Origin of the sequence: Sphingomonas panacis, assembly GCF_001717955.1 — a bacterium.
GTDB classification, from domain to species: domain Bacteria; phylum Pseudomonadota; class Alphaproteobacteria; order Sphingomonadales; family Sphingomonadaceae; genus Sphingomonas; species Sphingomonas panacis.
Genome location: NZ_CP014168.1, coordinates 4,786,543 through 4,798,457 on the forward strand (window position 1 = coordinate 4,786,543; position 11,915 = coordinate 4,798,457).

The 11,915-nt window shown below is 66.0% G+C and carries 12 protein-coding genes; 6 read left to right on the forward strand and 6 right to left on the reverse strand.

Annotated elements, in window-relative coordinates; translation table 11 throughout:
* Positions 1-145: 145 nt before the first annotated feature.
* Positions 146-1,360, forward strand: a complete 1,215-nt coding sequence (locus tag J0A91_RS22220; protein ID WP_069206722.1) for a polyhydroxyalkanoate depolymerase — start codon at positions 146-148, stop codon at positions 1,358-1,360.
* Positions 1,361-1,516: 156 nt separating this feature from the next.
* Here J0A91_RS22220 and J0A91_RS22225 read toward each other — a convergent pair whose 3' ends face one another.
* Entirely contained in the window at positions 1,517-1,996 is a 480-nt protein-coding gene (locus J0A91_RS22225; protein WP_069206723.1) for a pyridoxamine 5'-phosphate oxidase family protein, read from the reverse strand.
* Between the two features lie 120 nt (positions 1,997-2,116).
* Between J0A91_RS22225 and J0A91_RS22230 the strand changes: the two genes are divergently transcribed.
* On the forward strand, positions 2,117-2,260 hold the full coding sequence (locus tag J0A91_RS22230; protein WP_169833206.1) for a hypothetical protein: 144 nt from the start codon (positions 2,117-2,119) through the stop codon (positions 2,258-2,260).
* Between the two features lie 94 nt (positions 2,261-2,354).
* On the opposite strand, the gene J0A91_RS22235 is transcribed toward J0A91_RS22230, so the two are convergent.
* The 3 genes from J0A91_RS22235 to J0A91_RS22245 form a co-directional block, all read right to left on the reverse strand.
* Positions 2,355-3,581 carry a mannosyltransferase family protein gene (locus J0A91_RS22235; protein ID WP_069206724.1) on the reverse strand — a complete coding sequence of 409 codons (1,227 nt, stop codon included), beginning with the start codon at positions 3,579-3,581 and terminating at the stop codon, positions 2,355-2,357.
* 133 nt (positions 3,582-3,714) lie between these two features.
* A complete protein-coding gene (locus tag J0A91_RS22240; protein WP_069206725.1) occupies positions 3,715-4,896 on the reverse strand; it encodes a mechanosensitive ion channel family protein in 1,182 nt (393 codons plus the stop codon).
* Between the two features lie 5 nt (positions 4,897-4,901).
* Positions 4,902-5,906: a DNA topoisomerase IB gene (locus J0A91_RS22245; RefSeq protein WP_069206726.1), complete on the reverse strand. Its 1,005-nt coding sequence runs from the start codon at positions 5,904-5,906 to the stop codon at positions 4,902-4,904.
* Between the two features lie 115 nt (positions 5,907-6,021).
* Between J0A91_RS22245 and J0A91_RS22250 the strand changes: the two genes are divergently transcribed.
* Positions 6,022-6,573: a type 1 glutamine amidotransferase domain-containing protein gene (locus J0A91_RS22250; RefSeq protein WP_069206727.1), complete on the forward strand. Its 552-nt coding sequence runs from the start codon at positions 6,022-6,024 to the stop codon at positions 6,571-6,573.
* Positions 6,574-6,666: 93 nt separating this feature from the next.
* On the opposite strand, the gene J0A91_RS22255 is transcribed toward J0A91_RS22250, so the two are convergent.
* The gene (locus J0A91_RS22255; protein ID WP_069206728.1) at positions 6,667-8,031 is read right to left on the reverse strand and encodes a putative O-glycosylation ligase, exosortase A system-associated; all 1,365 of its coding nucleotides are present in this window, start codon (positions 8,029-8,031) and stop codon (positions 6,667-6,669) included.
* The gene (locus J0A91_RS22260) at positions 8,024-8,191 is read right to left on the reverse strand and encodes a hypothetical protein (protein ID WP_169833207.1); all 168 of its coding nucleotides are present in this window, start codon (positions 8,189-8,191) and stop codon (positions 8,024-8,026) included. Before J0A91_RS22260 ends, J0A91_RS22255 begins: the two co-directional genes overlap by 8 nt.
* A 100-nt stretch (positions 8,192-8,291) precedes the next feature.
* On the opposite strand from J0A91_RS22260, the gene J0A91_RS22265 reads away from it, so the two are divergent.
* Genes J0A91_RS22265 through cysS form a run of 3 tightly spaced genes read left to right on the forward strand, consistent with a single transcriptional unit; the run spans position 8,292 to position 11,794 of the window.
* Positions 8,292-9,530, forward strand: coding sequence for a TIGR04063 family PEP-CTERM/XrtA system glycosyltransferase (locus J0A91_RS22265; RefSeq protein WP_069206729.1), 1,239 nt, complete (start codon positions 8,292-8,294; stop codon positions 9,528-9,530).
* Positions 9,503-10,324: a hypothetical protein gene (locus tag J0A91_RS22270; protein ID WP_069206730.1), complete on the forward strand. Its 822-nt coding sequence runs from the start codon at positions 9,503-9,505 to the stop codon at positions 10,322-10,324. Before J0A91_RS22265 ends, J0A91_RS22270 begins: the two co-directional genes overlap by 28 nt.
* Before the next feature lie 36 nt (positions 10,325-10,360).
* Positions 10,361-11,794, forward strand: a complete 1,434-nt coding sequence (gene cysS, locus J0A91_RS22275; protein ID WP_069206731.1) for a cysteine--tRNA ligase — start codon at positions 10,361-10,363, stop codon at positions 11,792-11,794.
* The last annotated feature ends 121 nt before the right edge of the window (positions 11,795-11,915 follow it).

Genomic DNA, 11,915 nt, shown 5'->3' on the forward strand with positions numbered 1-11,915 from the left:
CACTGCTTGACTAAGGCCCCCCGCGTTCACGGGGGAACGGCGGGTAAGCGATGATCGACGCGGTCGATCACGCTATCCGAAACTTGCTTTCGACCGGTGCGTTCTACTGTATGTTCATTCCCAGATAGATCGCTACATACGCCTCATGCTGTACAACGCCTACGAACTGCAACGTTCCTTCCTCGCCGGCGCAAGCGCAATGGCCGATTTCAGCGCCGAGCTGCTCCAGAACCCGGCAAACCCGTTCTCCTATTTCGGTGGCGGGCCGGTGATCGCGTCCGCGCTGGAGGTGTTCGCGCATGCATCCGCGCCGCGCGGCAAGCCCGATTTCGGGCTCGACCGCACGCTGATCGACGGCGAGGAGGTCGATGTCATCGAGGAGATCGTGCTGCGCAAGCCGTTCGGGCAGCTCAAGCATTTCGCGCGGCGCGGGGTCGAGGGCGGTCCCAAGCTGCTGATCGTCGCGCCGATGTCGGGCCATTTCGCGACACTGCTACGCGGCACCGTCGAGCGGATGCTGCCGGTCGCCGACGTGTACATCACCGATTGGCGCGACGCCAAGCTGGTGCCGATGTCGGAGGGCGCGTTCGGTTTCGAGGATTATGTCGATTACGTGATCGCCTTCCTGGAGGCGATCGGCCCGGATACGCACATGCTCGCGGTCTGCCAGCCGTCGGTGCCGTGCTACGCCGCCGCCTGCGTGATGAGCGCGGACAAGAATCCCTGCCGCCCCAAGACGCTGACGATGATGGGCGGACCCGTCGATACGCGCGAGGCGCCGACCGCGGTCAACACGCTGGCGACCGAGCGGCCGCATAGCTGGTTCGAGCAGAACGTGATCGTCAAGGTGCCGCTCACCTATCCGGGTGCGGGGCGGAAGGTCTATCCGGGCTTCCTCCAGCTCGCCGGCTTCATGTCGATGAACCTCGGCAACCACCTCGTTTCGCATTGGGAGATGTTCAAGCATCTCGTGCAGGGCGACGACGAAAGCGCCGATTCGACCAAGCGCTTCTACGAGGAATATCGTTCGGTCTGCGACATGACCGCCGAATTCTACCTGCAGACGATCGATCTGGTGTTCCAGAACCACGCGCTTCCCAAGGGCGAGATGACGCACCGGGGCCGCAAGGTCGATCCGGCGGCGATCACCGATATCGGCATCCTCGCGATCGAGGGGCTGCGCGACGATATCTCGGGAATGGGCCAGACGCGCGCGGCGCTCAACATCGCGACCAGCCTGCCCGACGCGAAGAAGTGCTATTTCAGCGTCGATGCCGGCCATTACGGCATCTTCAACGGCAGCAAATGGCGCAATCAGGTCGCGCCGGTGGTCGAGCAGTGGATGGCCGCGAACGCGTGATCTGCGGTAGTTCGGGTGATTAGCTCACCCCGTTCGTCCTGAGCTTGTCGAAGGACGTGCCGCATACGGAAACGCTTGGGGCACGCACTTCGACAAGCTCAGTGCGAACGGTTTTCAGGGCGTAAGCGAGGGCGGGGTTCCCCCCGCCCCCTGCCCTCAGACCGCCGTGGTCTCGACGACGGCGTGGCTGCTATCCTCGTCGCTCTTGATCGTGCCGCCGAACAGCATCTTGAGCCGCCCCGAGAGCGAGATGTCGGTTTCCCACAATTCCGCGCTCGCAATATCGAGCCGCAGCAGCGCGAGGTTGGGATCGCTCTTGCCGCCGGGGAACCACGCCTCGACCTGCTTGTTCCACAGCTTGTCGATCAGCGCCGGATCATTGTCCTGGCGGATCTCGCCAGCGAGGCAGGCGAAGAAATCATGGCCCTTGGACACGAACTGCGCCATCGCGCCGCCGCCGGACGCGAGGCGATTGTCCTTGCCGACGAAGAAGAACAGGGTGTCGACCTGATCGCGGTCGAGCTGGGCGGTCAGCGGTTCGCTGTGCTGGTCGTTTCCGGTCAGGCCGACCATCAGGAACGGGCTTTGCGCCATCTTGTCCCACATCGTCTGCTTGATCTTGTGCGTATCGCTCATCGTCGCTCTCCTCATTCAGATACAGGCCAATGAACGACGCAGCCGTGGCTTGGTTGCGCAGTGCCCGGAACGTCGCGGTGCGCGGCCCGTTGACCGGGCATCCACCAACGGAGACCATCCATGCGCACCAAGATCCTTCTCGCCGTATCGCTGCTGCTCACCGCCACCGCCGTGGCGGGTTGCCGCGACGGGCGCCCCGGCTACGACAGCGACCGCCATCACGGCCACCATGGCCATCATCGCGGCGACCATCGCTATAACTGATGGTCATTCGTCGCCCCGGCGCAGGCCGGCCTGCCCGAGGCGACGGCTTCAACTTCCGCTCCGCGCGGCTGTCGGGGCTTGCGCCGCGATCGGCTTACATCGTCACCTTCAGCACCAACGTCCATGCCACCATCATGAACCCGTTGAGCATCGCGAAGACCGAGATGACCGCGATCGCGAGCCTCGGCCGCGCGGCAAGCGCGTTCGCGAGGACCAGCCAGAGCGGAAAGATCACCAGCGCGTAGCGCGCGAAGGACGCTATGCCGCCCGCGAGCGGCACCAGCGTGAGGAAAAGCGCGAGGATGAGCAGACGCGGACGCCGGAGGAAAGCGAGCCTCACCAGCACGCCGATGGCGAGCCACGCCACGACGAAGCTGATAACGTTCACGTCCGGCACGCGATCAGGATGGAACGCGCCGTCCAGCAGAGTCGAGACGGGATTGCCGAAGCTCCGGCCCCAGGCTTTTTGCACATGCACGAACGCGAGCGCGTCGCCGGTGCGCGATCGAAGATACAGCATGAAGGCCGCGAGCGCGAACATCGGGGGAAGCGCCCCCGCGACGATACCGACCAGCTCCGACGGGCGGGGCGCCGGCTTTCCTGTCGCCGCGCGGCCGAGAAAGAGGCGGTCTGTCGCCGCCCAGGCGTAGGGCAGCAGCAATCCCACGCCGAGGTTGCGGGTCAATACCGCCGCAGCGGCCACCGTCCCCGCCGCCATCCATTTCCGGCTTCGGATCAGGAGAAACGCGCCGGTCAGGCACAGCAGAAACAGCGATTCGGTGTAGGCAGCGGAGAAGATGTAACTGCCCGGAGCGACGCAGAGCAGTATCACGGCGAGATCGGCGGTCTTCCTGTCGAACTCGGCACAGGCGAGCCGATGGACGAGAATCATCGCCGCCAGAAAGCTCAGGTTGGAGATCACCAGCATGGCTTCGAAGGCGCTCAGCCCGGTGACGCTCGACATCCCGGCGGCGAGCGCGGGATAAGCGGGGAAAAACGCCCAGTTCGCCTGCCCGTCCGCCCCGGCGAGACTCTGATAGCCGTGCTTGGCGAGGCCGACGTACCAGCCCGTATCCCATGCACCCCAGATGTTCAGCCAGTGATGTGGACTGAAGCGAAGCGCGCCATCGAGCGTCGTGACCGGCCGGACATAGGTCTCGGTCAGCAGCCCCACCACCAGCAGCGCCAATCGGCTGAGCGTGACGGCGTATATCACAACGGAATAGTGTCGCAGCATCCCGGCAAGCGCGAGCAGCGGCGCGTGCCGAGCGCGCGGGCTGGACGTCGATACCGACTCGGTGGCCGCGCCGCCGTCTACCAAAGCACATCTCCCCGCTTCGTCTGCGGCAGATATCGCTTTGCAGGCCCGATACCCAGCGTCGCCGTCCGAAGCTGGTCGCTATCGCGTCAACGTCGGGCGATCACAATATGTCTCGGGCGTGGACGGAGATCGCTTACGACTTGCCGCCCTCCCCATCCACGCGCTCGATCTTCTGCGGATCGGGATAGGGCATGATGAATGTGCCATCGGGCGCGGCGGTGAAGCTCGTCTGAGTCGGATATGCGAGCGAGATGCCTTCCTTGGCGAAGCGGCGCAGGATCGCCACCATCAGCCGGTCACGGGTGGCGTGCGCGGTGCCCCAATCGTCGCCCGCGATATCGAATTGCACCGCGAAATCGAGCGTGCTCGCGCCGAACGATTCGAAGCCGCTGCGCGCCGCGGTGGCGCCTTCCGCCTCGATCAGCTCCTTGAGGATGCCGGGGAGCCGCTCCAGCGTCTCGGGCGGGGTTTCATAAGCCACGCCGAGCGTGAACCCGATGCGGATGTGGTTGCGCTGCGAGACGTTGAGGATTTCCTTGTCGAGCAGGTTCTTGTTGGCGATCACGCGTTCCTCGCCGGTATAGGCGCGGATGCGGGTCGATTTGAGGCCGATACTCTCGATGATGCCGCTCGAATCGCCGAAGCTGATCTTGTCGCCGCGCTTGAACGGGCGATCGAACAGGATGGCGAGCGCTGCGAACAGATCGGCGAAGATGCCCTGCGCGGCGAGGCCGATCGCGATGCCGCCGACGCCGAGACCGGCGACCAGACCCGTCACGTTCACCCCGAGATTGTCGAGCACGACGATGAAGGCGATCGCGAACACCGCGAAGGTGACGAGCAGGCTGATGATGCCCATCGCGCTCGCCAGCGCCTCGCCCGAATAATGTTCCGAATGGGTGCGATGCTCGATCGTGCCGAGGATGATCTCGCGCGCCCAGATCGCGAACTGGAACACGCTGGCGATGGTGAACAGGAATTTGATCGTCGCCGCGACTTCGGGCGGGGCGCCAGCATAGCCCTGCACCAGCTTGGCGGCGACCATCACGATGAAGAAGTTGTTGGTCTTGACGACCGCGCGGCCGAGCACCGTCCCCCAGCTCGCGATGCCGACGCGGGCGCTGCACAATCGCTGGCCGAGCTTGCGCGCGGTGGCGAGCGCGATGACGATCACCGCGCCGATCGCGAGCGCGATCAGAATTTGCAGCCAGTGCGTGCCGAGCCAGCCCATCGTGGCGCCGATCAGATCATGCACCTGCGCGTTGATGTCGCGCACCTTCACCGGCGGAAGGATCGCCGTCGTCGTATTGCTCATCGCGATTATGCTGCCTCTGCGATTTCGGGGGTGCCGCCCTGTTCGAGAAACGCGATCAGACCGCGCTCGGTACGGGTCAGATAGCGCGTCGCGCGCGGCAGGCGCATGGCGCGCACCCCCGCCTGCCCATGCTTCACCGCTGCGATCAGCAGCGGGTGGACATAGGATTTGCGGCTGATCGCGGGGGTGTTGCCGAGCGCGTCGGCGACGGGTTCGAGCATCGTCTTGAGGCCGATGTCGTGCGGCGCGCCGACCAGAGTCTCGAACGCGATCACGCTCGCCCCCCAGGTGCGGAAATGCTTGGCGGTATACGGGCCGCCCATCGCCTCACGGATATAGGCGTTGACGTCGGACGAGGTGACGGGGTGCGTGGCGCCATCGTCATCCACCCAGCGGAACAGATGCTGCCCCGGCAGATCCTGGCATTTCTTGACGAAGCGGCTGAGCGACGAATCGGTGATGGTCAGCAGCCGGACCTTGCCCGATTTCGCCTTGTACTGGAGCTTGATCGTCTTGCCCTTGAGCACGGCATGGCGGCGGCGCAGCGTGGTCGCGCCGTAGCTCTTGTTGGCCTTCACATAGCCTTCGTTGCCGATGCGGACATGGCCGAGATCGAGCAGCCGCACGATCGCGGCGACGGCGATATCCTTGCCGAGCCCGCGCCGCGCCAGATCGGCCTCGACGCGCGCGCGCAAGCGCGGCAGCGCATGGCCGAACGGCGCGCACAGATCGTATTTGGCGCATTCCTGCGCGGCGCGGAATTCGAGGTGATAGCGATATTGCTTGCGGCCGCGCTCGTCCCAGCCGACCGCCTGGATATGGCCGTTGGGGTCCGGGCTGAACCACGCATCGCGATAGGCCGGTGGCAGGCCGATCGCGTTGAGCCGGTCGATCTCGTCGCGATCGGTGATGCGCTTGCCCGCGACGTCCCAATAGCCCCAGCCGTGGCGCAGTTTCCGGCGGGTGATGCCGGGCTCGCTATCATCGCAATAGGTGATCTCGGCGTCCATCACGTCCCTCATCAGAGCCTTAAAAATGCGCGGTCGGTCGCTTCGTTCCGGAACGCGCACGCGGCCCTGCGGGTTTGGACGGCATCCATACCGCCATTTGCTTGGGAGACTCCCCGTGACAGACCTATCGCACGCGCACGTCCTGATCGTCGCCACCAACGGCTTCGAACAGTCCGAACTGTTCGAGCCGCGCCAGGCCTTGCTCGACGCGGGCGTGAAAGTGACGCTCGCCTCGCTTTCGACCGACCCGATCCAGGGCATGAAACACGATGAGAAGGGCGACACGATCACCCCCGATCTGACCGTCGATGACGTGAACACGCAGGATTACACCGCGCTGCTGCTGCCCGGCGGCGTCGCCAACCCGGACACGCTGCGCACCAGCGACCGCGCGGTCGAGATCGTCGAGGAGTTCGTCGACGACGACAAGCTCGTCGCGGCGATCTGCCACGGCCCCTGGCTGCTGGTCGAAGCCGATGTCGTCGATGGCCGCACGATGACGAGCTGGCCCTCGATCCGCACCGATCTGGAGAATGCCGGCGCCGAGGTGGTCGACGAGGAAGTCGTGCGCGACGGCCAGTTCATCACCAGCCGCAAGCCGGATGACATTCCGGCGTTCAACAAGGCGATCCTTGCGGCGCTGGCTGAAGAGACCGAGGACGCTTAAGCCCCACCCAAAACCGTTCGTGTCGAGTGAAGTCGAGACGCCACGCACAGCGCGCGGGGCATGTCCCTACACTTCGCTCGGGACGAACGGTGGTTAGGTGGAGGCGGCTTCAAAGGACGTGGGTTTCATCTTGCGGAACGGCCGCCACGCCGCTTCCGAGCGCTTGCGCGCGAGATAGGTGTCCAGCCCGATCTGCGCGCCGATCAACTGGTAGATGAACGGCTGGAAGGCGATGCCGACGAAGGCCGCGCCGAGCAGGTAGATCAGCAGCGCCGATTGCAGCGCGCCGGCGAGCGGCGCGATCCAAGCGTCTTCGGGCGGGGCCTTGCGATAGCGGCGGCGCAGCATCTCCATGCGGATGATGCCGATGACGTTGAGCCCGCCCCACAGGAGGATGCCGGGCCAGCCCTGCTCACCGAGCATCTCGAAATACGAGCTGTGATAGGCGCGCGCGCGGTCCGTGGTCGGGGTGTGCTTGAGCGTCAGGTTGTTGCCGCTGCCTTCGGCGGTGACGAGATCGTAGTTGAGCACGTCCTGCCGGTACATGTCGAAGCCGCCGCCGAACGGATGCGTCTTCGCGTAATTCCAGGTCCACTGCCACACCGCGAGCCGGGTCGAGGCGGATTCGTCAGCCTTGTAGGTCTTGATCGTCCCCATCCGCGCGACGAAGGCGGAGGGCAGGAATGGCACCGCGACCACGCCGATCGCCGCGATCAGCCCGAGGTAGAGCAGCTTGCGCTTCACATCGCGCAGCATCAGCACCGCCGCCAGCACCACGCACAGCAGCCCGGTGCGCGCCGAGGTGCCGACCGGGATCATGCAGCACGCGAACACCAAAGCGTAGCAGAAGATCTTCACCTTCCAGTCGGGCTTGAAGACCGTGCCGTGGTTGGAGAACCACAGCACCAAAGGCACGATCGCCACCGCCACGGTCGAGATGATCGAGCCTTCGTAGAGGCCGCTGTTGTTCGACACCATCAGGTTGAGCGAGCCATAGCCGCCGCCCGACACCACCGTCTTGATCCCGCCGACGATGATGATCGACGAGGCCGACAGCACCATGAACAGCAGCAAGGATTCGATGCGCAGCTTGGTGCGCAGCGTCAGCGGCAGGAAGGCGGCGAACACCAGCGCCTTCCACACCCAGTCCCATTTATCGAGCGCTTCCATCGGGAAATCGGCGGTGCGCGTGGTGATGCCGCAATAGAGCAGCAGCAGCAGGATGATGATCTGGCGCGGCGCGATCCGCACGTCGCGCTTGTCGTCGATCAGCGCCCAGCTCAGCACCGCCGCGCAAAACGCGATCAGCGAGATCGGCATCGCATTGAGCAGCAGATAGGTCAGCCGCTGCGGGCTGACGATGTCGATATAGATATAGGCGAGGATGAAGATGAACGGCTTGCGCAGGCCCGCCAGAAAGAACGCGCCGAGGAACGCGACGAAGATGAGGTCACGCACCCGGCCGATCCTCTTCCTCGGGCTTGGCGCTGCGCAGGCGGCCGCGCATGTCGCGATCGAGCGGACCCGGCTCGTAATCGAGATCGGGCCGTTTCAGCAGCGCCCAGATCGCGAGCAGCATCAGCCCGTGGCTGACCAGAAGCGCGAAATTGTCGATCATGCCTGTGCCCTTCGAACGCGCTTCGCGACTTCGCCGGGGGTGCGAATAAGCCCATCCGGGTTGAGGCTCCGTTAAGCACTGGCGTGGCAGGTGGGGCGCGATGAAAATCCTCCATGTCCTCGATCACGGGTTGCCGTTGCAGAGCGGTTATACCTTCCGCACCCGCGCGATCCTGAAGGCGCAGCAGGCGCGCGGCTGGCAGGTCGCCGCCGTCACCGGCACGCGGCAGGGCGTATCGGCGACCACGGCCGAGACGATCGACGGGATCGATTTCCACCGCACGCCGACGATCGGCAAAGCGCCGCCGGTGCTCGGCGAACTGCGCGAGATCCACGCGCTGTCGCGCCGCGTCGCCGAAGTGGCGAAGGTGTTCCGCCCCGATATCCTCCACGCGCATTCGCCGGTGCTCGGCGCGCTCGCCGCGCTTCGCGTCGCGCGGGCGATGCGGCTGCCGCTGGTCTACGAAATCCGCGCGTTCTGGGAGGATGCCGCGGTCGGCAACGGGACGGGGCGCGAGGGTTCGGCGCGTTACCGGGCGACGCGGATGCTGGAAACCTGGGCGGTGCGCCGCGCCGATGCGGTGTCGGTGATCTGCGAAGGGTTGCGCGGCGACCTGATCGAACGCGGCATCGCGCCTGACAAAATTCTCGTCTCGCCCAACGGGGTGGATCTCGCCGTATTCGGCACGCCGCTCGCATACGATCAGGCGCTCGCGCGGCAGATCGGCGTCGAGGATGCCGAGGTGATCGGCTTCATCGGCAGTTTCTACGATTACGAAGGCATCGACGATCTGATCGCTTCGATGCCCGCGCTTGTCGCCGCACGCCCGAGCGCGCGGCTGCTGCTGGTCGGCGGCGGGCCGATGGAAGCGGCGTTGCGCGCGCAGGCGGCGGCCTCGCCAGTGGCGGGGCAGATTCACTTCGTCGGGCGTGTCCCGCATCACGAAGTCGATCGCTATTACTCTCTTGTCGATATCCTCGCCTATCCGCGCAAGCGGATGCGGCTGACCGATCTCGTCACGCCGCTGAAGCCGCTGGAGGCGATGGCGCAGCGCCGGCTGGTCGCCGCATCGGATGTCGGCGGGCACCGCGAGCTGATCCGCGACGGCATCACCGGCACGCTGTTTCCGCCCGGCGATCCGGCCGGCATCGCGACCGCACTCGCCGATCTGCTCGCCCATCGCGACGGCTGGGAAGCGCGGCGCGAGCGCGGCCGCAGCTTCGTCGAGGCGGAGCGCAACTGGGCGGTGAACGTCGGTCGTTACGAACCTGTTTACCAAAAACTTACCAGTGCCGTGGCATTACCCCGCTCATGGTCGCGTCCCCCCGTCAGCGTCTGATCCTGCCCATCGCGCCGCTCGGCGCGGGTGTGACGGGCGCGTTCACCGCCTTGCTGTTCCTCATGATGCCGTCGAGCGCGCTCGAATCGCTCGTCGTCGAGAGCGGCGTCGCGACGTTGCTCAACGCGGCACAGCCGCCGCTCGGCCTGACCGCGCGCGCGGTGCTGGCGCTCGCGGGCGGCGGCACGGGTGCGCTGCTGGCGTGGATCGCCCTGTTCGTCTTGGTCGGAACGCGGCTGGTGATCATCAACGGCTCCCTGGCGACCGGCGACGCGGTGCCGCAGCAGCGCCGCGCCGATTCGCATCCCGACGCACCGCCGCGCCAGCCGGTGTTCGCCAACCGCGATCTTGGTACGCCATTCCTCGACGTCCGCGCCGAAGCGCCCGTATCGCGCCCGATCGGCCCGGCGCGCGCGCGGCCGCTGCCCGCCAATCTCGACATGCCGCTGTCGCTGTTCGATCCGGTCTCGTTCGCGGCGCCCTCCGCACCCCCGCCCGCACCCGATCGGGTCGAGATCTTCGACCCGGCGCCGCTGGTGCGCGAACAACGCGCCGCCGCGCCGATCCCGATCCGGCGCGACACCAGCGGCGCGATCGATCTGATCGCCGCCTCGATGCGCTCCACCGCGCCGATCCGCCGCGTCGAGGCCGAATCGCCGACCTCGATCCGCGCGCTGCTCGACCGGCTCGAACGCAGCGTGGCGCAGCGCGACGCCGCGCCCGCGCCGGCACGCCCCGAATCGATTCGCGACACACTCGAAACGCTGCGCGGCCTTGCGACCCGCGCCGGCTGATTGCCCGCCACCGCGCCCGCCGCTAAGGCCTGCGCGATGACCGGCAGTCCCCTCACCCTCTACAACAGCCTGACGCGTGCGACCGAGACGTTCGCGCCGATCGATCCCGCCAATGTGCGAGTCTATTCGTGCGGGCCGACCGTCTACAATTACGCGCATATCGGCAATTTGCGGGCATACGTCTTCACCGACACGCTGAGCCGGGTGCTGACGTGGAAGGGCTACCCCCTGACCCACATCATCAACATCACCGATGTCGGCCACCTCACCTCGGACGCCGACGCCGGCGACGACAAGATGGAAGCCGCCGCCCGCGCGCGCGCGATGAGCATCTGGGACATCGCCGCGCATTACACAGCCGCGTTCAAGCAGAACCTCAGCGATCTCAACATCCGCGAACCGAGCAAATTCCCGCTCGCGACCGACCATATCGCCGAGATGATCGCGTTCGGCGAGAAGATCGCGCCCAAGCATTGCTACCGGCTGGAGAGCGGCCTGTATTTCGACGTGTCGACCGTGCCCGATTACGGCCGGCTCGCGCGCGTGGCGGACGACGAGCGCGAGGGCCGGATCGATCCAGTCGCGGGCAAGCGCAACCCGCAGGATTTCGCGATCTGGCGCACCTCCGCACCGGGCGAGAACCGCCAGATGGAGTGGGATTCGCCCTGGGGTCGCGGCGCGCCGGGCTGGCACCTCGAATGTTCGGTGATGAGCCGCAAATATCTTGGGGACGGGTTCGACATCCACACCGGCGGGATCGACCACCGCGAGATCCACCATCCCAACGAGATCGCGCAGAACCAGGCGCATTGCGATTGCGCCGATACTGGCGCGCGCTTCTGGATGCACAACAACTTCCTCGTCGAGCGCGCGGGCAAGATGTCGAAATCTTCGGGCGATTTCACGACGTTGCAGTCGCTGGTCGATCGCGGCTTCCACCCGCTCGCCTACCGGCTGATGTGCCTGTCGGCGCATTACCGCAGCGAGCTTGAGTTTTCGTGGGAGAACCTCGCGGCGGCGTTCACCCGGCTGAAGCGGCTGGTGATGGCGGTCGAGGCGTTGCGCGCACGCGACGATGGCACGGAAAAGGGCGATGCCGCGCCGTATCTCGCGCGGCTCGACGAAGCGGTGTCCGACGATCTGAATACGCCGCGCGCGTTGCCGGTGCTCGACGACCTGCTCGCGGACAAGAAACTGTCGCCGGCCACACGCCTCGCCGCCCTGGGCGCGTTTGTCGATGTGCTCGGACTGCCGCTGCTGACGCTGGCGCGCGCCGATCTGCGCGTGATGCCGGCGGCTGCTACCATCACGCCCGCCGGGATCGAAACGCGCCTGACCGAACGCAAGGCCGCGCGCGTCGCCAAGGACTTCGCACGCTCCGATGCGCTGCGCGACGACCTTGCCGCCGCGGGCGTCGAGGTGATGGATGGCGATCCACTCGGGTGGGACTGGAAGCCGGTCGTCGATTAGGTTCGCGCAGAGGCGCAGAGGACGCAGAGAGAGAAGTTTGGAACCGCACAAAGGCGCCAAAAGGAGAAATAACGGGGCCAAAGGCCGCATTCACTCTCCTTCTCTGCGTCCTCTGCGCCTC